Genomic DNA, 21,446 nt, shown 5'->3' on the forward strand with positions numbered 1-21,446 from the left:
GGTGTCGGGTCGCTGCCAGCGTCAGGCGGACCCCGACGGCGGGACGACGGCACCCGCGGGGTCGGTGCCGACGGGCGGTCGGGCGAGGATCTCGACGACCACGAGCACGAGGCCTGCGACGAGCGCGACGCCGACCACGAGACCCGGTGTCAGGGAACCCGCCAAGAGGAGGACGAGTGCGGCGACACCGATGACGACGACGCGCACGAACGCCTTGTGCCGTCCGAGCCAGTCGCCGACCGGGCCGGCGGAGACCCCGCGTCCCTCGCCCCACCCGCGCACCGCGGCGCCCGCGCGCCCCAGCCCGACGCGCAGGCTGCGCGCGGACGCGCTCGACCCGCCGAGGTACGCGGCGAGCGCGACGACGAGGCCGAGCACCCCCACGGTGCGCAGCGTGAGGCGCAGGTAGCCCACGGCCTGGTCGAACACGACCTCCGCCGCGTCGAGCCGCAGCACCTGCCCCGAGAGCGCGCCGAGATAGAGTCCCCGCGCCACGGCGAGGCCGACGCCGAGCACGACCATCGCCCCGGTCAGCGCGAGCCCCGCGACGACCAGGGCGCGCGACCGGCGGTTCGCGACGAGGACCCCGGCGGCGAGCAGGCCGAGCGCGACCCACGGCAACCACGTCGTGAGGGTCACGATCTGCGCGTACCGGTTCTGGAGCATCACGAGCTCCGCGGACTGGGCGATCGTGAACGTCGCGTCGACGGACGGGATGCGGGCGGCGACGCCCAGCCCGCGGTCGACGAGCCGCTCCTTGAGCAGGTCGATCAGACCGGAGAGCTGGATGCTGAGGCGGCCGTCGTCCACCTGGAGGATGTCGCCGTCCTCGCCGCGCATGACGGCGAGGAGCTGCTGGTGCGCCACGCGGTTCGCCTGGAGCCAGGCGCCCTCGAACGCGTCGCTCTCGACGAGCCGGGTCGCGGTCTCGTGCACCAGGGACTCGACGCCGCTCTGGAGCGGTGCTTCGAGCGCGGCGAGCGCCTGGGTGGCGCGCGGCGGGACGTCCCGTTCCTCCAGCCCTCCGACGAGGTCGTCGACGAGCGCCCCGACGTCGATGCGCGACATGACCTCCTCGGTGAGGCGTCCCGCCACCGCGGACTGCACGACCGGGTCCGCCGCGAGCGGACCGACCGTCGCGACGTACCGGTCGGTGTCCGTCAGCTCCCGCTGCGCCCACGCCGAGACCGCGCCCAGCGGGGCGAGCAGCGCACCCAGCGTGATGAGCACCGCGCACGCGACGGCCCGCAGGCGGCGCCGCGGACGGCGGGCGGCGGACGGCGGCACCGCGTTCGCCGCGGTGCCCGTCCCGACCCCGCCGTCGACCGCCGTCGGCCGCTCCTCGAGCCGGCGCCGCAGCTCGGCGTTCTCCCGCTCGAGCGCGGCGAGCCGTGCCGCGACGTCGCCGGTCTCGCCGCCCGCCGCCCCGTGGCCGCCGGTACCGGCGCCGGTCGTGCGCTCGCCCTCGTCCGCCATCACCGGGTCCTCAGGCGAGCGCCCGGGCCTTGAGACGCGCGAACTCGTCGGCGTCGATCGTGCCGGCGTCGTACAACGCCTTCGCGTCCGCGATCTCGCTCGCCGGGGAGCGCCCGGTGCTCGCGGTCGCCCGGACGTAGTCGTCCATGACCTGGCGCCGTGCGCGGTCCTCCTCGGCATGGCGCTCGGCCATCCCGCGCCCGCGGGCGATGACGTAGACCAGCGCGGAGAGGTAGGGCACGAAGATCAGCGCGATGATCCACAGCGCCTTCCACCAGCCGCTGAGCGCCTTGTCGCGGAACAGGTCGGCGACGATCTGGAACAGCACGACGAGGTACGCGATGAAGAAGAACCACCACACCATGAGCCAGAACCAGTCCCAGAAGCCGTCCATCGAGCACCCCTCCAGTCGGGTCACGGACGTCCCGTGACGGTCCCACTGTGGGTCGTCCGCCCGTCCGCGTGCTCACCCGCCGGGGGTAGTCGCCGTCACGCCGGCCCGGGGCACCCGCGCCGGGTGATCCGCGCCTCCCGGCGCGCGCGCATCCTGGTCCGACGTGGGCGAGCCGGGAGAGGCGCATGGACGGCACGACGATGGTCGAGGTGACGGTGCTGGGACCCGTGGCGCTCCCCGCGGCCGACCTGGCCGAGCTGGGCGTGCACCGGACCGCGGAGTGCACGCTGCTCGAGGCAACCGTGCGCGACCAGGCCGCGCTGTACGGGCTGCTCCAGCGCCTCGCCGCGCTCGGCCTCGACCTGCTCGAGCTCCGCACGGCGGCGCCGGGGCAGCGGGCCGACGTCGAGGTCGTCGTCCGCGGCCCCGTGGGCGCGCTGGTGCAGGAGATGCTGCGCGACGTCGGCCGCGCCGTCCCGGGGTCGCTCACGTCGTACCGGCTCCGGGACACCGACCTGGCCGGGCTGCTCGCCGTCGCCTCCGGCCTGCGCGAACCCGCCTCCGGCGACGACCCCCCGCCGACCGCTCCCCCGGGCTCCCCCGCCGCACCGGTGCCGGGCTCGTCCGACGCGATGGACGTGCGGATCGCCCAGCTGCGCGAGCTCGCCGCGCTGCGCGACCAGGGCATCCTCACGGACGCCGAGCTCATGGAGCAGAAGGCTCACATCCTGGGGACATGACGGGGCAGAGGCCGTCCGACGTTACATCGTCCCAACATTCGAGACATCCGGGGTCCCGCTAGGGGCAACTGATGCACTAGCGCATAGTGCCAAGCACATCACGACGCGCTTGCTCGTGTGTCAGACCCAGGAGGACTCATGGCTATCTCACGCCGCTCGTCGATCACCATCTCGCTCGTCGCGGCGGCGGGGGTCCTCGCGGGCTGTGCGGGCGGGAGCGACCCGTCCGGCGGCGGGGACGACGCCGCGCCGCAGATCTCGTTCCTCTACTCCCCCTACGCGGACTACGCGCCGTTCTTCCTCGCGGAGGACAAGGGGTACTTCGAGGAGGCGGGCGTCGACGTCGAGCTCCTCGCCAAGGGCGGGACGTCCGGCGAGACCTACCAGCTCGTCAGCACGAACAACGTCACGGCCGGCGGCGCGACGTGGGGCGCGGGCCTGTTCAACGCCACCGAGGCCGGCGCGTCGCTCTCGGTGATCGCGAGCGTCTCGCGCGTGCCGGAGAGCGGGCCGAACCCGGCACCGTTCGTCGTCGCGGCCGACTCCGGCATCACGTCGATCGAGCAGGTCGCCGGCAGCCGCGTCGGCATCCCCGGTGACGGTGGCTTCGGCATCTACTCGGTGGCCAAGGCGCTGGAGGCCGGCGGCCTCACGCTCGACGACGTCGAGCTCGTCAACGTCGGCCCGCCGGAGACGGGTCCCGCGCTCGTGGGCGGCTCCGTCGACGCCGCCTGGTCGATCGAGCCCATCTCGTCGTCGCTGGAGAGCGAGGGCATCGCGTCCGAGATCCTCCCGATCGACTACCACGCCGGCACCGAGCTCGGCGCCCTGGTCTTCAGCACCGAGTACGTCGACGAGCACCCCGACGCGGTCGTCGCGTTCACGGCCGCGTACCTGCGCGCCGCCGCGGAGCTCGAGGCGGGCGGCTGGGACGACCCGGCGAACCAGGAGATCATCGCGCGGTACACCGAGCTGCCCGTCGAGACGCTCACGTCGCTCGCGCTCACGGAGCAGGACCCGACGGGCGAGATCGACTGGGAGGACGTGCACGCCCAGGAGCAGTTCTTCCGCGACCGCGGCACGCTCGAGTACGAGGGCGAGGCGGACGTCGAGAGCATCTTCCGCGCCGACCTCCTCGAGCAGGCGCGTGAGCGGGCCGCGGAGCTCGGCTCGTGACGGCCGTCTCCGTCGAGGGCCTCTGGAAGGGGTTCCACGACCGTCGCCGCGACGACGTGCTCGTCGCGCTCCAGGACGTGTCGCTCACCATCGAGGACAACGAGTTCGTCTGCGTGCTCGGCCCCTCCGGGTGCGGCAAGAGCACCCTCCTGCGCATCCTCGCGGGCCTGGAGGAGGCCGACCGCGGGACGGTGACCATGGCGGCGCGACCGTCCGTCGTCTTCCAGGACCACGGCGTGCTGCCGTGGCTCACGGTCGAGCAGAACGTCGAGTACCCGCTGCGCCTGCGCGGCGTGCGGCGCTCGGCCCGGCGCGAGCGCGTCGCCCCGCTGCTGGACATGGTGGGCCTCACAGAGTTCCGGGGCTTCTACCCGCACCAGCTCTCGGGCGGCATGCGGCAGCGCACGTCGGTCGCGCGGGCGTTGGCCGACGACGGCGCGACACTCCTCATGGACGAGCCGTTCGGCGCGCTCGACGAGCAGACGCGCGTCGTGCTCCAGCAGGAGCTGCTGAAGATCTGGTCGCAGACCTCGCGGTCGGTGCTCTTCATCACGCACAGCGTCGACGAGGCGCTCGTGCTCGCGGACCGCGTCGTCGTCATGTCGGCCCGGCCCGGGCGCATCCTCGCCGACGTGCGGGTCCCGTTCGACCGCCCGCGCGACATCCTCGAGCTGCGCCGCGACCCCCGCCACGGCGAGATCACGTACGAGCTGTGGCGGCTGCTACGGGACGCGGAGGCGCAGGACGCCGAGGCGTACGACGCGTCGGGGGCGGGCGAGCGGTCCGCCGCCGGTGCCCGGGAGGCGGTCGCATGACGACCCCGACCGACGAGCGCACCCCCGCCCGCCCGACCGGTCCTGCCGCGAGTGGCGGCGCCCCGGACGCGCCCCGCGACGCCGACGACCGCACGGCCGAGATCACGCGCGAGCTGACGGAGAAGCTGCGCCGGAAGCGGACGGGACGCGTCGTGCGGATCGTCGGGCCGTTCACGCCGCTCCTGCTCCTCGCCGTGTGGGAGCTCGCGAGCCGGACGAACGTGCTCGACGCGCGGTTCTTCCCGCCCCCCTCGTCGATCGCCGAGACCTTCGCGCAGCTCGTCGGGAGTGGCGAGCTCTTCGAGCACGCGGGCATCACGCTCACGCGCATCGCGATCGGGTTCGTGCTCGGCGCCGTGCCCGGGCTGGTCCTGGGGATCGCGCTCGGGTCGGTCACGACCTTGCGCACGCTCCTCGGGCCGATCTTCGCGAGCCTCCTGCCCGTGCCCAAGGTCGCGATCTTCCCGCTGCTGCTCCTCGTGTTCGGCCTCGGCGAGGCGAGCAAGTACGTGATCGTCGCGATCGGCGTGTTCTTCTACGTCTTCTACAACGCGATGGGCGGCGTGCTCCAGACGCCGCAGATCTACTTCGACGTGGCGACCGCCAACGGGGCGGGCCGGCTCCAGCGCTGGCGCACGGTCGCGCTGCCCGCCGCGCTGCCGAGCATCTTCACCGGGCTCAAGCTCGCCGTGGGCGGCGCGTTCGTCATCATCGCGGCCTCGGAGTTCGTCGGGTCGCGCAACGGCCTGGGCTACCTCATCTGGAGCTCCTGGACGACGTTCGCCGTCGCGAAGATGTACGTGGGCATCGTCACCATCTCCGTGCTGGGCTACCTCTCCACGACCCTGGTCACGGTGCTCGAACGACGTCTCGTGCCCTGGTCCCGTCAGTAGGAGGCAGCATGAACCGATCCCACCACGACCCGTCCCGCGTGCCCGAGGCCGTCGCATGAGCGTCGTCCCGGCCGCGGACCGGATCTACCACGAGCTGCGGCGCCGGATCATCTTCACCGAGCTGCGCCCCGGCGAGGAGATCGACGTCACCGAGACGGCGTCCGAGTTCGGGACGTCGCGCACCCCGGTGCGCGACGCGCTGCACCGCCTCGACCACGACGGCCTCGTGGACGTGCGCCCGCGCGCCCTGTGCCGCGTCGCCCCGGTGACCCTCAAGACGCTCGTCGACGTGCTCGACGTGCGCGAGGCGACGGGGCCGATGGCGACGCGCCTCGCAGCCGCCCACGCGAGCCCGGCCGAGGTCGACGAGCTCGCGGCCATCGCCGAGGGCACGTACCCGCAGGCGCAGGACGTGCAGTCGATCCTGTCGGCGTCGCACCTGTTCCACTGCCGGGTCGCGAAGTACTCGCGCAACCCTCGCCTGCACGCCATCACCGAGCTCGCGCTCGAGGACCTGGAGCGGGCGTTCCGGCTCTGCGGGCGCCAGCCCCTGGAGCCCGGGCCGCCGCTCGACGACCACCGGCTCCTCATCGAGGCGCTCCGCGCGGGCGACGGCGAGCGCGCCGCCCGCCTCGAGCTCGAGCACATCCGCCGCGGTCGCAGCGTCGTCATGGGCCTCGCGATCGACTCCGGGGCGTTCTTCGGCGACGACTGACCGCCCGACGCGACGGCCAGACCGACGCGCACGACCAGCACGACCCGACCCACCCCGACCACCCGAGAGGACCGCCGTGCCCACCATCCCCACCGTGCGCGTCGACGCCGCGGACGCCCGTGCCCGGGCCCGCGCGGCGCTCGCCGCCCACGACCCCGCCGACGCCGACCTCGCGGCCCGCGCCGTCGTGGCGGGGGACGCGTCGGGGTGGCCGGAGTTCGGCCTCGCGCTGCTCGTCCGCGAGCTGCGGGACGCGCGCGAGCGCACGACGACGGGGCGGGCCGGGAACGCGGCACCGTCCACCGTCGTGACCGGGGCGACCGCGACGCTGGACGCGTACGACCTCCCCGGGCCGGTCGCGCTCGCCGCGGCGGTCCGCCGGGCCGCGGGGCTCGCGCGCGGGCACGGCGTCGGCGTGGTCGCCGTGCGCCACGCGGGCGGGACGGGGCGCGTCGGCGCGTACGTCCGCGCGCTCGCCGAGGACGGGCTTGTCGGGGTCGCGCTGGCCCAGTCCCCCGCCACCGTCGCCCCGTACGGCGGGACCGCCCCCGTGGTCGGCACGAACCCGCTCGCCGTGGCGGTGCCGCGGGCCGGGCAGGGGCGTGCGCTCGTCGTGGACGCCGCGACGAGCTCCGTCACGCTCGCCGACGCGCGGCGCCGCACCCGGGAGGGCGCTCCCCTGCCCGACGGCGCCGCGCTCGGCCCCGACGGCGAGCCCACCCGGGACGCGGGCGCCGTCGGCACGCTGCTCCCGGCCGGTCTGCTCGGGTCCCTGCTCGGCTTGACGGTGGAGGCGCTCGCCGGGCTGCTCACCGGCGCACGAGGCGACGCCGTGGGGCGCGGGCTCTGGGTGCTCGCGCTCGAACCCAGCGCGTTCGGCGCCGAGGACCTCGCCGACCGTGCGGACCGCCTCGGCGACGACTGGACGCGCGCCGGGGGCCGCGTCCCGGGCGCCCGGCCGGACGCGGAGGTGTTCGACGTCGACCGCGACGTCTGGGACGCGCTGGACCCGGCGACGGGAGGCGCGCCGTGACGCTCCGGCTCACCGTCAGCCCCGCCGACGACCTGCTCGACGTCGCCCGCCGCATCGAGGTGAGCGGCGCCGCACCCGGCGCGCTCGTCACGGTCCGCGCGACGACGGACCGCGCCGGGACCGCGTGGTCCGCCCGCGCGACCTACCGCGCGGACCGGGCCGGCACCGTCCGGCTCGACCGTGACCCGCCGGTGTCCGGCGACTACGGGCGCGTCGACGGGATGGCGCTCCTCACGTCGCAGCGGCCCGACCCGACGCCCGGCACGGAGCCCGGTCGGCCGACCACGACCGACGTCGCGATCCCGCTGTGCACGCGCCTCGACGCATGGGACGAGTCCGACGCCACGCAGCGCGCGACGGCCGACCTCGTGCAGCGCTGGACCGGACCCGGGGTGCGACGCCGCGACGTCCGCGAGGACGGGCTCGTCGGCACGCTCTTCGTGCCGCCGGGCGACGGCCCGCACCCGACGATCGTCGTGCTCAACGGCTCCGGCGGCGGCATCAACGAGCAGCGCGGCGCGCTCTACGCGTCGCGCGGCGTGCAGGCGCTCGCGCTCGGCTACTTCCGCGTGCCCGGCCTGCCCGACCACATCACCCGCACGCCGCTGGAGTACTTCGAGACCGCGCTGCGCCACGTGCACCGCGAGCTCGCGCCGCGCGCCGGCGTCGTCGTGGTGAGCGGCCAGTCGCGGGGCGGCGAGCTCGCCCTCCTGCTGGGCGCCACCTACCCCGGCCTGGTGGGCGCCGTCGTCGCCTACGTGCCCGGGGCCCACGTGCACGGCGCCCAGGGCGCCGCGGACCCCGCGCAGGGGTGGGACTCCCCCACGTGGACGCTCGGCGGCGAGCCGCTCCCGCACCTGTGGCAGGACAACCCCGGCGTGACGTGGCAGCCGTGGACGGGCGGGCCGCCCCCGGACCGGTACCGCGACGTCTACGTCGACGGCCTCCGCGACCGGGGATTCGCCGCCGCGTCGCGCATCCCCGTCGAGCGCATCGCGGGCCCCGTCGCGTGCGTCTCCGGAATGGCCGACGGCCTGTGGCCCTCGAGCATGTACGCGCGCCAGGTCGTCGAGACGCTGCGCGCCGCGGGCCACGCGCACGAGACGCTGCTGCTCGACTACCCCGACGCGGGCCACTCGATCGCCCTGCCGCACCTCCCCGTCGCGCAGGGCCCGACCCGCCACCCCGTCTCCGGCATCGAGCTGTCGGCCGGCGGGACCCCCGGGGGCAACGCGTTCGCCGACGCCGACTCGTTCGCGCAGGTGTGCGCGTTCGTGGAGTGCGCGACGCGCGTGCCCTGACCTGCACCCCTCGACCCTGAGCCTGTCCCGACCTGTGACCCGACCCATCGACGAGAGGACCGACATGTCCGCAGTGAGCGCCGAGTACCGCCAGGAGTGGGAGCGGTGGCACCGCGCCCGGATCGACGAGCTGACGAGCCCGTACGGGTGGATGTCCATGGTCAGCCAGGACTGGCTGACGGGCCCGGAGCCGCTCGAGGTCGAGGGCGTGCCCGGCACCTGGTCGGTCCAGGACGACGAGGTCGTGTACACGCCCGACGGCAGCGGCGAGACCGTCACGCTCGACGGCGCACCCGTGACGGCGCCGACGCCCGTGTCGACCGGTCACAAGTACTCCCTCGTGCCCGCGTTCTTCGGCGACCTGCGCGTCGAGACGATCCGCCGCACCGACGCGACCGGCCGCCAGATCTTCGGCGTGCGCGTCCGCGACCCGCGCGAGGCGGCCAGCAAGCGCCTCGACGACATCGAGACGTTCCCGCTCGACGAGCGCTGGGTCCTTCCCGCGCGGTTCACGCGGACGGCCGAGCAGGCGTCGGACTACCCGACGGTGGAGCGCGGCGTCTTCGAGGAGCAGCGCGTGATCGGCGAGGTGGCCTTCACCCTCGACGGTGTCGAGTACAGGCTCGCCGTCGCGGGCCGCCCCGACGACGACACCGGCATCGAGCGCGGCAACGCCCACTTCACGGACACGACGAGCGGCACCGAGACCTACGGGAACGGGAGACTCGTGCGGGTCCCGGACATCGAGACCGACGGCGACACGGTGGTCGACTTCAACCGGGCGTTCTCGTTCCCGTGCGCGTTCACCAACTTCGTCACGTGCCCGCTGGCACCACCGCAGAACCGCCTCCCGGTGCCCGTGACCGCCGGCGAGAAGAAGCCGCCGCTGCGGATCGACCGGATCCAGACGTACGCGCAGGCCTCCTGACCGGCTGCACGACGCGCGGCCCACGGCGGGCGTCCCGGCGGACCGGGCGCCCGCCGTCGTCGTGCACCGGTGCCGCGACACGCGGGCGACGCATCTCTTGACACTCGGAAAGCGCCTTCCCTACGCTGCGAGGGTCGCGCACACGGACGTGCAGCTCGAGCCGGACGGGAGAGCCAGGACGCGGCGGTCGAGGGGCCGCCACCGACCGTGCGCGCGGCCCGTGCGGACCCCGGCGCAACGACGCGGTCGAGGGCGACCGGCGGCGTGCAGGAACCCCGACCCGGCGACGGACGGCCGGCGGGTCGGGCATGACAGCGCTCACCGATGTCGTGCGAGCGCCACCCGACGAAACGGAGCAGACGATGACGTCTACGCATTCGAGCCGACGACGGAGAGCGGCGATCGCCCTCTCCGTCGCGGCCGTCCTGGGGGGAACCCTCCTCGGACCACCGGCGGCCGCGGAGGAGGCCGCGGACGAGTTCAGCGAGGTCCTCAGCTTCGAGTCCTACCAGCGCACGGCGCTGAACGGCCAGGACGGCTGGTCCGCCTCGTCGGCCGCCCGGGTCATCGCCGACCCGCTCAACGGCAACAACCAGGTCCTCGAGATGGTCGGGGGCACCCAGCGCGCCCACCGCGCGGTCCCCGGCATCGCGGACGGCACGACCGGGACCGTGTTCTTCCGCTTCATGCGGACGGGGAGCGTCGACACGTCGTTCGGCATCACCGACCTCGACGCGCCGTCCGACTACGCGCACAGCCGCGCGTACGTGAACAACCAGAACAACGACGTCATGCTCGTGCGCGACGGCGGCGCCTTCAAGCCCGCGGGCGTCTGGTCGCGCGACACGTGGCAGTGCGTCTGGATCGTGGCCGACAACGCGACGGACAAGGTCAGCGTCTACAGCCAGGGCGGACCCTACGAGCAGATCACCCGGCTGCCCGAGGGCACCGAGCAGCAGTTCGGCTTCCGCCAGGGCGTGACCTCGGCGCTCGACCGGTTCTTCTGGATCAACGGCGCCAGCAGCGCGGGCCGCCTCATGCTGGACGACGTCGCGGTCGACACGGCCGGGCAGAACCTCGCCGTCCCGACGGGCAACCCGGCCGACTGCGCCGCGGGCGGCACGACGCCGAACGAGCCGCTGCTCAACCCGCTGCCCGACCCGACGCCGTCGACGCTCGGGATCGAGGTGACGGAGCTCGCCCAGCTCCCCGCGTCGCAGACGACGCCGGCGACGCAGGACCAGCGCCTCGTCCGCCACAACCGCATCACGCACCTCGACGAGATCCCCGACGGCTCGGGCCGCCTCATGGTGCCGGACAACAACGCGGTCCTCTACACCGTCGACAAGGACACGGGCGCGTACGTGCCGTACCTGGACGTGCGCCAGCAGTTCCTCGACAATTTTCACAACAGCGCGGGCCTCGGCACGGGCCTCGGCTCCGCCGAGTTCCACCCCGACTTCGCCGAGAACGGCCTGTTCTACACGGTGCACACCGAGGGCGGCACGGCGCTGACGGAGGACACCCCGGACTACCCGGCGTACGGCAACACGCAGTTCCACAGCGTCGTCACCGAGTGGAAGGCGACCGACCCGTCCGCACCGGTCTTCGCGGGGACGAGCCGCGAGGTCCTGCGCGTGCCGTTCGCCGGCCGCGTGCACACGGTGCAGCAGATCGCGTTCAACCCCACGGTCGCCGAGGGCGACGCCGACTACGGCAACCTCTACGTCCTCGTGGGCGACGGCGGCAACGGCGTCGGCAACGGCAACCCGCAGAACCTCTCCACGCCGCAGGGCAAGGTCTTCCGCATCGACCCGCTGGGCGACGACAGCGCCAACGGGCAGTACGGGATCCCCGCGGACAATCCGTTCGTCGGCACCCCGGGCGCGCTGCCCGAGATCTACGCCGTCGGCCTGCGCGACCCGCACCGCATCAGCTGGGACCCCGAGGGCGACCACACCATGTACCTGGGGCACATCGGCGAGTGGCAGGTCGAGTCGGTCTACGCCGTCGAGCCGGGCGACAACTTCGGCTGGTCCGTTCGCGAGGGGTCGTTCCTCGCGGACAACCGGCAGATCTACCCCCTGCCGGCGAACGACGCGGAGAACGGGTTCACCTATCCGGTGGCCGCCTACGACCACAACCGCGACCCCGGCCAGACGGGCGACGCGGGCGTCGCGCTCAACGGCGGGTTCGTCTACCGCGGCGACATCCCCGAGCTGCGCGGGCGCTATCTCTTCACGGACCTCGTGCGCGGCTGGGTGCTCGCCACCGAGCAGGACGAGATGGTCCGGAACGACGGCGACCTCGCGGACCTGGCCGAGATCGAGCACCTGCGCGTGTTCGCCGACGGGCAGGAGACCACGTTCCAGGAGCTCGTCGGCGACCAGCGGGTCGACCTGCGCTTCGGGTCCGACGCCGACGGCGAGCTCTACCTCATCTCGAAGGCCAACGGGAAGATCTGGCAGGTCACCGGCGCGCGGCGCGTCGGGGCGTCCTCGCCCGTCGTGCTCCCCGAGCTCGCCGGGAACGTCGCGGCGCACTACGACTTCGACCACCCGGTCGCGGGCTCGACGACGTGGGAGGCCGACCAGGGCTGGTCCGGCACGAACATCCAGCTCGTCAACGGCGGCGTCGAGATGCGCGTGGCCGACCGGGCCTACCCCGGTGCCGGCGAAGCGCTCCAGACGCAGCAGATGAGCCCGCTCGTGGCGTCGAACGACGACTGGAAGGCCGGCGTCTACGACCCCGCGGGCGTGGACTCGCTCGGCGCCTTCGCGGGCGCGGACGAGATCTCGGTCATGGGGTGGTTCAAGCCGACCGGCGAGCACCCGGCCCTCAACTCCGGCACGGCGAACCCCGACGACCGCTACAACGCGATCGGGCTCGCGGGCGTCCTCACCGGGACCTCGGACGGCCACGCGGTGCGCGCGCTGCTCGAGGTCATCACGGTCGGGAACGAGCTCAAGCTCGTCGCGCTCGGCCGCCGGGTCGACGGCGCGGGCTCGTGGACGTTCGCGGCCGACCTGCCCTGGGACCAGATCCTCGAGCGCAACCGCTGGGTCCACCTCGCGGCGACGTTCGACTTCGCGGGCGGCGAGATGAAGCTCTACATGAACGGCGAGGAGCTCGAGGGCGAATACACGGCCTCGAACCCCTGGGGCGCCGGGGCCACCTCCCCGACCGACCCCGCGGGGCTCAAGATCGGCGGCAGCTTCCCGCAGGACACGCGGGAGGCCAACCCGTTCCACGGCCGCATGGACGACCTCATGTTCCTCGACGTCGTCCCGACGCCGGAGCAGGTCGCGGCGCAGTACGCCCGGTTCGGCGCTCAGCCGGTCGAGCCCCCGGCACCGCCGTCGTGCGCGCCGGCGGGCGAGCCGATCACGGACGTCATGGCCGGTGAGAACTGGGCGCCGCGCACGCCGGCGAAGTGGCAGTTCCCCGGCGACGCGGTCGTCCTCGCCCAGGCCGGGGACAACCCGAACGACGGCATCCGCCGACCGTTCGAGTACGCCGTCCTCACCGAGGGTCCCGAGCTCGGCTCGTTCGCGCTCGACGCCGAGGTCAGGCTCGACGCCCCGGCATCGGTGAACAACCGGGACGTGATCGTGGTGTTCGGCTGGCAGTCGGACACGGAGTACTACTACGCCCACCTCTCGCAGGACAACACGATCTACGCCCACAACGGCATCTTCAAGGTCGACGGCAAGGACCGGGAGCGGATCGACGACCAGTGGGACGGCGCGGTCGGCGCCCCGCCGGCGGTCACGGACGAGGAGTGGCACGACGTGCGCGTCGTGCGCTGCGCGGACGGCGGCGACATCGCCGTCTACGTCGACGGCCTCGACACCCCGCTCCTCACGGCGAACGACACGACGTTCACGGAGGGTCGCGTCGGCTTCGGCTCGTTCGACAACACCGGCAGCCTGCGCGACCTCGTGGTCACGCCGGCCGCCGAGCCGGCCGGGGTCGAGGTCGACGTGGTGGTCTCGCCGCGCTGCCTCGCCGGCAAGGCGTACCTCGCCGTCGCGGCGACGAACGCGTCGGACGTGCCGGCCGACGTGACCCTCACGACGGCGTTCGGGTCCCGGACGGTCGCGGACGTCCAGCCCGGCAAGGCCGCCTACCAGTCGTTCGCGACGCGCGCCACGACGGTCGACGCGGGCGAGGTCACGGTCTCCGCGACCGCGACGGTCGACGGCGAGGAGGTGACGAGCGAGGTCGTCGTCGAGCACGACGCGCACACGTGCGGGTGATCCCCCGCGCGTGAGCGCCACCTCCTGACCGCGAGAGCCGCCCCGGCCCCGCCATGGCTGCGTCCGACCAGCCGCCGGGACCGGGGCGGCTCGCGCGTCCCGGTCCCGGCGTGGCGCGGGAGCAACGATGCGGAACCGCGGTCAGGAGGCGGCGAGGACCGCCGCACCCCGCCCGAGGGCGAGCACGACCGCGCCCGCGACGAAGTAGTCCTCGTCGACCTCCCGCCGCGCCGCCCGGACGGCCCGGCGCAGGTCCTCCGCGCGCGCGGCGACGGTGCGCAGCGCCTCCTCGTCGGCGGGCACGGAGCCGACGGAGCGGAGCGCGACCGCGTAGGCGTCGAGCGCGCTCGCCGCGAGCGGGCGCAGGCGGGCACCGAGGGCGAGGTCGTCGCGCCCCTCGCGCTCCCACTCGAGGAGGAGCCGGACGAGCGAGCCCACCACGTCCGCCGACACCTCGAGCTCCTGCGCGCGCCGCACCTGGGAGACGGCCCAGTCCCGGTGCCGGCGCAGGCGGATGTTGGCCCGCGCGGCCTCGCGCGTGCGCGCGACCGCGTCGCGCGCACGGGCGAGGGTCGGTTCCACCTCGCGGCGGCGCTCCTCCCACTCCTCCGCGGACGGCGGCCGCTCCCCCGCGAGCCCGTCCGCGAGCGCCTCGACCTGGTCGACGAGCGTGTCGCGCAGCCTGTCGAGCGCCTCCTCGGTCGGTGTGAGCGGCAGCGGCGGGACCAGGAGGTTGATCACCACGCCGATGGCCGCGCCGACGACGACGAGCCCCGCGTACGCGCCGACGAACTCGACCTTGGCCGCGTTGCCGATGATGAGGACGAACAGCGCTGACGTCACCGCCCACGTGCCCATCTCGCCGAAGCGGCGCCACCCCGAGCACAGGAGCGCGAGGCCGACGACGAGCGCGACGGACAGCGCGCTCGGGGAGAGGACGAGGTCGACGCCGCGCGCGATGGCCGCGCCGACGAGGATCGCGAGGATCGCCTGGGTGGACTCGCGGACCGAACGGGCGAGCGTGCTCGTCGTCGCGACGACGGCGCCCAGCGGCGCGTAGTAGGGATAGTCGGAGAACGGCTCGGGCGCGAGCACGCCGACGAACCACGCGACGGCGGCGGCGACCGCGCCCTTGACCGCGAGCGACCACCGCGGGTGGCGCACCCACTGCCGCTGCGCGGCCACCAGGGCTCGACGCGCGCGTGTCCCGGCCTCGACCGCCCGCGCGCCTCGTCGGCTCCCGTCCGCGGTCCCGTGCTCGCTCGTCACGGGAACGAGGGTGCCGCGCGCCCCCGGCGCCCGCACGCCCACGGGGAACGTGCGCGGAGGACCGGCCCGCGTGTGAGCGGGCAGAGCCGGTGCTTCACTGGCGGCGTCGGTGCAGCCAGCCGCCGACGCGGCGCGGCAGCCGCGCGGACGAGCGGTCGGCGTCAGGAACCGGCTCGGGTCGTCGGCACGGACGTACCGCTCGCGCCGGACGGCCCTCGTCCTGACGATCCTCGTCGAGGCCGCGGCAGGGCAGCGCGTGGAGGACACGGTCGAGCACGCCGCACCCGGGTTCACCGACGCCGTGGTCGGCCGGTTCGTGCAGACCCCGGCCGACCTCGAGGCCGCCGACGCCAACCTCGCGGGAGGGGCCGTCAACGGCGGGACGTCCGCCGTGCACCAGGAGCTGTTCCTGCGGCCGACGCCCGGCCTCGGCCGACCGGAGACGCCGGTCGCGTCGCTCTACCTGGCGAGCGCGTCCGCGCACCCCGGCGGCGGGGTCCACGGTGCGTGCGGGTGGAACGCGGCTCGCGCCGCGCACGCCGTCGACGCTCGGGACCGTGGGCGCCTCGGGCCGCAGAGCTGCTACGGGGTCCTGCGCTCGGCGAGGAACGCGAGCCGGCGGAGCGTCTCGACGTTGCGCGGGCCGATCACCGCGCTGCGCAGGGGCCGCGGGACGAGCGTTCCGGGGCCCTTCTCCGCGTCCTCCGTGATCCGCACGGCGCAGCCTTGACCCGACGGGCGCACCTCGATCCGCACGCGCGCCTCGCCGGCTGGCCAACCCCGCGCCTGCAGGTCGATCGCCCGGTCCGGGTCCCAGGCACGGACGACCGTCTCGTCGTCGAGCAGCGCAGGCCAGAGCCCGACCGAGTGGAGGATGCGCGACCCTGGCGCGGGCCATGCGTCGTCGACGGCGCGCACGCGTGCCGTCCCGACGACCCAGGTCGAGTACGACCAGCCGTCCGCGAGCACGCCGAGCACCGCGTCCGGGGGGCATCCGACGGCTCGTGTGACGGTCACCATGAGGCGACGCTAGCCCTGCGCCCGGCACTGGCAACCGCTCGTGGCGGAGGCCGCCAGTGCGCGCGTGCCCACCCCGTCCGACGTAGCGTGAAGAACCTCGCGACGACGCGGGGACGACCTCAGGAAGGGGCTCGCGCCATGGGCATCGCCAGCTTTCCGCAGGAGTTCGCGGAGCGCGCCGCGACGATCCTCGGCCACGGTCTCGAGGTCAGCGTGACGATGCGCCAGGCCGGGATCAGCGTGCGGGCGGGCAGCAGCAGCGACGCCGCCGCGCGGTGCGACCAGGCCGAGGTGCTCGACGACGCCGGTCCGTGCGTCGACGCGATGGACGCCGGCTCCCGGCTCGTCGTCGCCGTGGAGGAGGCCACGCACTGGGAGCAGTGGTCGCGCCAGGCCCGTGCGGAGGGCTACGTCTCCGCCGCAGCGGTCCCGGCGGCCGTCGCGGACGACGTCGCCGTCGCGCTCAACCTCTACTCCCGGACCCGCGACCCCTGGACCGCCGAGCTCCTCACCGCGGCCGACTCGTTCGCCCAGCTGGTCGCCTCGGCGGTGCGGCTCCGCCTCGAGCTCGCCGAACTCGAGGACTCGACCGCGGGGTTCTACCGCGGCATGTCGGACGCCGTCGCGACGGAGCGCGCCGTCGGCGCGATCATGCAGACGAACCGGTGCTCCGCCGAGGAGGCGCGCCGCATCATCGACTCAGCCTCGCGGCACCGGGACGTGAGCCCGCGCGAGGTCGCGGAGCAGCTGCTCCGCGCGCTCGTGGTGTCGGAGCCGTCCGAGGACGAGCAGGGCACGTGAAAGCTCGCGTCACGTCCCGTCGTCGCCCGCGTCGAACACCACGCCGTCGAGGCGCGCGGCCTCGCCGGTGAGCCTCGTCGGCGCCCACGCCGACCGCGAGCATGATCACGCCCTTGGCCTGCTCGATCGTTCCACGGGTCTGGCGCCCGGGGCGCAGGGCGAGCCGGTCCGCACGCCGGGCGGAAGTTCACCCGCCGCCGGAGGGCGACGTGCGGCCCGAGACCCTAGCGTGGTGCCCGTCGCACGGCAGCCGGTGAAGAAGACCGCCGCACGCCTGCCCCGCGACGACCGCCCTCGTCCCGGCCCGCCAGGACGAGGGCGACGTGCGTCCGGGGCCGCGCGCGCGAGCGCGCGCGATCGTGCCTACGGTCGACGCAGGGCTTCGAGAACGGGAGCGCGACGACCCGAGGAGCGCCCGTGTCCGATACCCGCAGCACCGCCACCCACGACGCGGACTCCCCCGTCCTCCTGCGCCTCGCGCGGCGGCTCGAGGGCGCGACCGCGCTCGACGGCCTCTCGGGCACGGTCCGTGGCGTCGCGCTCGCCGTCGTCCCCTCCCACGGCCGCCTGCGCGAGGAGCTGCACGGCCGTTCGCTGGGCCATGCGCTCCACGCGACCCTCACCGACGTCCCGGTCGGCCTGTGGACCAGCGCGGCGGTGCTCGACCTCGTCGGGGGCGAACGGAGCGCCCCGGCGGCGCAGCGGCTCGTCGGGCTCGGCCTCCTGGCCGTCGCGCCGACGGCCCTCACCGGGCTCGCCGACTATCTCGACGTCGACCGGCGCGCCCGCCGCGTCGGCGCCGTGCACGCGGCGCTCAACACGGGCGTCTCGGCGCTCTACGGGACGTCGTGGCTCCTGCGCCGCGGTGGGCGGCACCGGTCCGGGGTCGCGGTCTCGATGCTCGGCTACGCCGTCGCCGGCGCGAGCGCGTTCCTGGGCGGGCACCTCGCCCAGGCGCTGCGGGAGCCGCCCGCGGAGGTCGCGCTCGGCGACGACGACGCGTCGGACCTGCCGTGACCGCCGCACGACCCGCGCGGCCACCGGCGGACCGCGGCGCCGCCCTCGTGACCGGCGCGACGAGCGGGATCGGGCGCGCGCTCGCGGTCGAGCTCGCGCGGCGGGGGAACGACGTGCTCGTGGTCGCGGACCGCGACGTCGAGCCCACGGTGCACGACCTCTCCGCGCACGGTGGCGCGCACGAGGGGCTCACGGTCGACCTGGCGACCCCCCCGCGGGGACGAGGCGACCGCCCGGCGCGCGCGAGCTCGGCGTCTCGACCGTCGTCCTCAACCGGCAAGATCCTCGTCACGTCGTCCGTCGCCGGCGAGATGCCCGCCCCGCACTTCGCGGCGTACGCCGCCTCCAAGGCGTTCCTGCGCTCGTTCGCGTGGTCGCTGCGGGGCGAGCTCGCCGGGACGGGCGTCACGGTCACCGCGCTCCTGCCGGGCCCGACGCGCACGCCGTTCTTCCGCGAGGCGGGGATGGAGCGCACGCACGTCGGCCGGCTGCCCAAGCCGCGACCCGCGGCCGTGGCGCGACGCGCGGTGGACGCGCTCCTCCACGGTCGGCCCGAGGTGGTGACGGGCGTCCAGGGCGGCGTGATGCTCGCGGCTGCGCGCGTGCTGTCGCAACCGGCCCGGGCCGCGTTCCACGGCTGGTTCTACGCGCCCGTCCCGGCCTCGCTCGCCGTCGAGCGGCCGTCGTCGTCCCCGCTCCGGTAGCCGTTGACCTTGTGCGTCCCGTCGCACCACGGCGGGATCGCGGTGCCGCCGCACCGGCACAGCGCGACGGTCGCGCGGTGCCGCTCGATCTCGTTCCCCTCCTGGTCGACGAGGCGCGCGGGGCCGCGGACGAGCAGCGGGCCGTCGGGGCAGGCCGTCACGACGACCTCCTCAGCTCGCGCGCGCGGCTGACCCGTCACCGCGGCCCCTCCCCGGTCGCCGCGCGCAGCTCCGCCGGCGAGCCGGCGCCGCGGGTCCACGTCCCGCGGGACGTCAGGCACGCTGGTGGTCACCGTCCTCGGCGGGTCCCTCCGGCGTCGGGCCGGCCGCGACGGGCTCGAGCGGCGCGCGCAGCGCCGACTCCCCCGCCTGCCAGCGCTCGAGCGCGTGCGCGGCGACGTCGCCCTCGACGGCGAGGCACGCGGCCGCGCCCAGCAGGACGTCGTCGCGCAGCGCGGGCTCCTGCTCGACGAGGCGGCCGGCGAGGTCGCGCGCCGCGATCTGCTCGTGGACCGCGTCCGCCTCGACGTGCTCGTCGAAGTACCAGGTCGTGTCCGCGTCGTGGCCCAGGCGCCGGAACCCGTTGCCGTACAGCCGGCTCGGCACCGACGACGTCATCTCGAACGCGGCGAGGTGCCCGACGATCGCGCCCCGCAGCCGGCGGTGCAGGCCGAACAGCGACATCGTGTTGACCGCGGCGAGGACCACCGCGGGCACGGCGTCGACGTAGCGCCCGTAGGTGTCGTCGAGCCCGACGCCGCGCATCGCGCGCGCGAACAGCTCCGCGTGCATCCGGCCGGGTCGCCCGCCGCCGTACTCGTCGGCCTGGATCTCCACGAGCGCGGCCTTGGGCGTCCCGGCGAGCCGGGGAACGGCCCACGTGTGGGGGTCGGCCTCCTTGAGCTGGTAGAACGACTTGAGCGCCAGGAGCTCGCGCGCCTGCTCGGCGTCCGCGCGCCTGGCGACGTAGCGCGACAGGCTCGGGCCGTCGTCGGCGGCCGCGAGCTCGAAGAGCCGCCGCGCCACGCCCGCGGCGTCCGTCTCCGTGCACGCCGGTCGGCCCGCGCGCTCGCGCACGGCGGCCTCGAAGGGTGCCTCGAGCCTCGCGCGGACGGCGAGCAGCGCCGGCTCCCACTCCCACGCGTCGTCGACCCTGTCGACCCCGCGGTAGTGCAGCTCGTAGAGGACCGCGAGGGCGAGCTGGACGTCGTCGTCGCGCAGGATGCGCCCGTCGGCCTCGTCCAGCGCGGGGCCGACGGCGTCCCGGACCGGTCGCAGCCGATCGGCCGCGTCGTCCCCGGGCGGGCCGTCGACGAGCGCTCCCAGGAGCGCCGCGGTCAGGGGGCCGCGCGGTCGCGGCAGCGGCAGGCGACCCGCGCTCGGCGCCACCGGGGCGCCGGGCGCGGCCGCACGGGCGGTCGGGGACACCGGTGCGGCGTCCGGGACCTGGGCGGGGACGACGGTAGAGGTCATGCGGAGGCTCCTCGCGCTCGCGCGGACGGCGCCCCTGCTCGACACCACCGCCATGGTCCCCACGGTCGGCCCCGCTCGCGAGCCGGGCCGCGCTGTCGGCGCCGCACGGCGTCAGCCCTGCTGGGAGCCCTGCGGGGGCGCCGCGCTGCCGGGCGACGCCCGGCACGGTGGCGGCCGGCTGCTCGACCACTCCCGCCGTCGCGACGCTGCGGTCGCGCGCGACCGCGAGCCGGGGTGCTCTCCAGCCGTGTGCGCACGACCGCGACCTACCGTGAGAAGTGGTCCAGGAGGTGGCCGTACCGGCGGAGCGAGCGCCCGGCACGGCCTGCGCTCCGTCGCCAGTCACGCCGCACCAGCGCGGCGACGCCGACGGGAGTCCGACCATGAGCGAGACGAACGTGCCGTACGGCTCGGGGCCCGGTTCGCCGGGTGTCGGGACGTCGCAGGGAACCGGAGAGAGCGGCAGCGCCGCGACCGGGGTGAAGGAGCGCGCGAGCGATGCCGCGTCCCACGTGGGCGACGCGGGCCGCGACGTCGCGCACGAGGCGAAGGACCGCGCACGGGGCCTGGTCGACCAGACCCGCACGGAGCTCACCGACCAGGCGCGCACGCAGCAGGAGCGCCTCGCGGGCGGGCTCCGCTCCCTCGGTGACGAGCTCCGTCAGATGGCGGCCGGTACCGAGGACCCCGGCTACGCGACCGACCTGGTCCGCCGTGCCGGCGACGCCACCGGGCAGGTGGCGCAGTGGTTCGAGGACCGAGAGCCCTCGTTCGTGCTGCACGAGGTCGAGAGCTTCGCCCGGCGTCGTCCGGGCACGTTCCTCATCCTCGCCGCCGGGGCGGGCCTGCTGATCGGGCGGCTCGTGCGCGGCATGAAGGACGCGCCGGACACCGGCGCGGACCGCGCGGACGACGCGACCGGCGTCGGCACGACGGGGACGCGCGGAGCCCACGCCGCCCCGGTCGGGACGTCGACCGGCAGCGCGGGGCTCACCGGGACGACAAGCACCACGGGCCTCACCGGGACCACGGGCTCCACGGGCCTGGGCGGTTCGACGGGCACGAGCGGCACAGGCACGACCGGCACGGGCGGGAGGACGGGGACGCGGGGCGAGCCCGAGATCGGGACCGCCGGGGCGTACCCGGCCTCGCGAACGACCGGCTCGCACAGGACCCGGACGTCGCGACCTCGGCGGAGGGGACCCGACGCCGCCGTCGGGGTCAAGGAGAGAAGGCGGCCCCGCTCGTCGAGGACGTGAGGTCCACGGCGCAGGAGGTCGTGCACGACCTCAAGGAGCCCGCGAAGGAGGGTGCGGAGGCCGTCCGCGACGCCGCGAAGGACGCGGCGCAGTCCGTGGCTCAGCACGGCAAGGAGGCCGCGGCAGACGTCCGCGACCAGGTCAAGGAGGGCTGAGGCCCGCCGCACCGCGAC

At 75.1% G+C, this 21,446-nt stretch carries 20 protein-coding genes; 14 read left to right on the plus strand and 6 right to left on the minus strand.

Features of this window, described 5'->3' with window-relative positions:
* Window positions 1-21 precede the first annotated feature (21 nt).
* A complete protein-coding gene (locus tag ACN9MS_RS11665; protein ID WP_426308766.1) occupies window positions 22-1,476 on the minus strand; it encodes a hypothetical protein in 1,455 nt (484 codons plus the stop codon).
* A gap of 10 nt (window positions 1,477-1,486) precedes the next feature.
* Entirely contained in the window at window positions 1,487-1,870 is a 384-nt protein-coding gene (locus tag ACN9MS_RS11670) for an SHOCT domain-containing protein (RefSeq protein WP_141387988.1), read from the minus strand.
* Window positions 1,871-2,055: 185 nt separating this feature from the next.
* Between ACN9MS_RS11670 and ACN9MS_RS11675 the strand changes: the two genes are divergently transcribed.
* The 9 genes from ACN9MS_RS11675 to ACN9MS_RS11715 all read left to right on the plus strand — a co-directional run bounded on the left by ACN9MS_RS11675 (window position 2,056) and on the right by ACN9MS_RS11715 (window position 13,730).
* Window positions 2,056-2,610, plus strand: a complete 555-nt coding sequence (locus ACN9MS_RS11675; protein ID WP_426308767.1) for a hypothetical protein — start codon at window positions 2,056-2,058, stop codon at window positions 2,608-2,610.
* 138 nt (window positions 2,611-2,748) lie between these two features.
* A complete protein-coding gene (locus ACN9MS_RS11680; RefSeq protein ID WP_264030146.1) occupies window positions 2,749-3,786 on the plus strand; it encodes an ABC transporter substrate-binding protein in 1,038 nt (345 codons plus the stop codon).
* Window positions 3,783-4,601, plus strand: coding sequence for an ABC transporter ATP-binding protein (locus ACN9MS_RS11685; RefSeq protein WP_426308768.1), 819 nt, complete (start codon window positions 3,783-3,785; stop codon window positions 4,599-4,601). Before ACN9MS_RS11680 ends, ACN9MS_RS11685 begins: the two co-directional genes overlap by 4 nt.
* The gene (locus ACN9MS_RS11690; RefSeq protein WP_426308769.1) at window positions 4,598-5,494 is read left to right on the plus strand and encodes an ABC transporter permease; all 897 of its coding nucleotides are present in this window, start codon (window positions 4,598-4,600) and stop codon (window positions 5,492-5,494) included. Before ACN9MS_RS11685 ends, ACN9MS_RS11690 begins: the two co-directional genes overlap by 4 nt.
* A gap of 55 nt (window positions 5,495-5,549) precedes the next feature.
* On the plus strand, window positions 5,550-6,209 hold the full coding sequence (locus ACN9MS_RS11695; protein WP_021483335.1) for a GntR family transcriptional regulator: 660 nt from the start codon (window positions 5,550-5,552) through the stop codon (window positions 6,207-6,209).
* 76 nt (window positions 6,210-6,285) lie between these two features.
* On the plus strand, window positions 6,286-7,242 hold the full coding sequence (locus ACN9MS_RS11700; protein WP_426308770.1) for an Ldh family oxidoreductase: 957 nt from the start codon (window positions 6,286-6,288) through the stop codon (window positions 7,240-7,242).
* Window positions 7,239-8,543: an acyl-CoA thioesterase/BAAT N-terminal domain-containing protein gene (locus ACN9MS_RS11705; RefSeq protein ID WP_426308771.1), complete on the plus strand. Its 1,305-nt coding sequence runs from the start codon at window positions 7,239-7,241 to the stop codon at window positions 8,541-8,543. The genes ACN9MS_RS11700 and ACN9MS_RS11705 overlap by 4 nt, the downstream gene beginning before the upstream one ends.
* A gap of 64 nt (window positions 8,544-8,607) precedes the next feature.
* The gene (locus ACN9MS_RS11710) at window positions 8,608-9,471 is read left to right on the plus strand and encodes a DUF1684 domain-containing protein (protein WP_426308772.1); all 864 of its coding nucleotides are present in this window, start codon (window positions 8,608-8,610) and stop codon (window positions 9,469-9,471) included.
* Window positions 9,472-9,833: 362 nt separating this feature from the next.
* On the plus strand, window positions 9,834-13,730 hold the full coding sequence (locus tag ACN9MS_RS11715; RefSeq protein WP_426308773.1) for a PQQ-dependent sugar dehydrogenase: 3,897 nt from the start codon (window positions 9,834-9,836) through the stop codon (window positions 13,728-13,730).
* Between the two features lie 141 nt (window positions 13,731-13,871).
* Here the strand turns inward: ACN9MS_RS11715 and ACN9MS_RS11720 are convergent, their stop codons facing one another.
* Window positions 13,872-14,999 carry a hypothetical protein gene (locus tag ACN9MS_RS11720; RefSeq protein WP_426308774.1) on the minus strand — a complete coding sequence of 376 codons (1,128 nt, stop codon included), beginning with the start codon at window positions 14,997-14,999 and terminating at the stop codon, window positions 13,872-13,874.
* Window positions 15,000-15,581: 582 nt separating this feature from the next.
* Window positions 15,582-16,019, minus strand: coding sequence for an SRPBCC family protein (locus ACN9MS_RS11725; protein ID WP_426308775.1), 438 nt, complete (start codon window positions 16,017-16,019; stop codon window positions 15,582-15,584).
* Window positions 16,020-16,157: 138 nt separating this feature from the next.
* On the opposite strand from ACN9MS_RS11725, the gene ACN9MS_RS11730 reads away from it, so the two are divergent.
* From ACN9MS_RS11730 to ACN9MS_RS11740, 3 genes are all read left to right on the plus strand, one after another.
* Entirely contained in the window at window positions 16,158-16,820 is a 663-nt protein-coding gene (locus ACN9MS_RS11730; protein ID WP_426308776.1) for an ANTAR domain-containing protein, read from the plus strand.
* Window positions 16,821-17,237: 417 nt separating this feature from the next.
* Window positions 17,238-17,837 carry a DUF2231 domain-containing protein gene (locus tag ACN9MS_RS11735; RefSeq protein ID WP_426308777.1) on the plus strand — a complete coding sequence of 200 codons (600 nt, stop codon included), beginning with the start codon at window positions 17,238-17,240 and terminating at the stop codon, window positions 17,835-17,837.
* Window positions 17,834-18,541, plus strand: a complete 708-nt coding sequence (locus ACN9MS_RS11740) for an SDR family NAD(P)-dependent oxidoreductase (protein WP_426308778.1) — start codon at window positions 17,834-17,836, stop codon at window positions 18,539-18,541. Before ACN9MS_RS11735 ends, ACN9MS_RS11740 begins: the two co-directional genes overlap by 4 nt.
* Here ACN9MS_RS11740 and ACN9MS_RS11745 read toward each other — a convergent pair.
* Window positions 18,481-18,702, minus strand: coding sequence for a CDGSH iron-sulfur domain-containing protein (locus tag ACN9MS_RS11745; RefSeq protein WP_426308779.1), 222 nt, complete (start codon window positions 18,700-18,702; stop codon window positions 18,481-18,483). The two genes, ACN9MS_RS11740 and ACN9MS_RS11745, sit on opposite strands and share 61 nt — an antisense overlap.
* A gap of 112 nt (window positions 18,703-18,814) precedes the next feature.
* On the minus strand, window positions 18,815-20,014 hold the full coding sequence (locus tag ACN9MS_RS11750) for an iron-containing redox enzyme family protein (RefSeq protein ID WP_426308780.1): 1,200 nt from the start codon (window positions 20,012-20,014) through the stop codon (window positions 18,815-18,817).
* A gap of 383 nt (window positions 20,015-20,397) precedes the next feature.
* Between ACN9MS_RS11750 and ACN9MS_RS11755 the strand changes: the two genes are divergently transcribed.
* Complete coding sequence (locus ACN9MS_RS11755; protein WP_426308781.1) at window positions 20,398-21,273, plus strand: hypothetical protein; 876 nt, start codon at window positions 20,398-20,400, stop codon at window positions 21,271-21,273.
* On the plus strand, window positions 21,270-21,428 hold the full coding sequence (locus tag ACN9MS_RS11760; protein ID WP_426308782.1) for a hypothetical protein: 159 nt from the start codon (window positions 21,270-21,272) through the stop codon (window positions 21,426-21,428). The genes ACN9MS_RS11755 and ACN9MS_RS11760 overlap by 4 nt, the downstream gene beginning before the upstream one ends.
* The last annotated feature ends 18 nt before the right edge of the window (window positions 21,429-21,446 follow it).

Source organism: Cellulosimicrobium sp. E-16, from assembly GCF_049913115.1.
In the GTDB taxonomy this organism is placed as follows: Bacteria; Actinomycetota; Actinomycetes; order Actinomycetales; family Cellulomonadaceae; genus Cellulosimicrobium.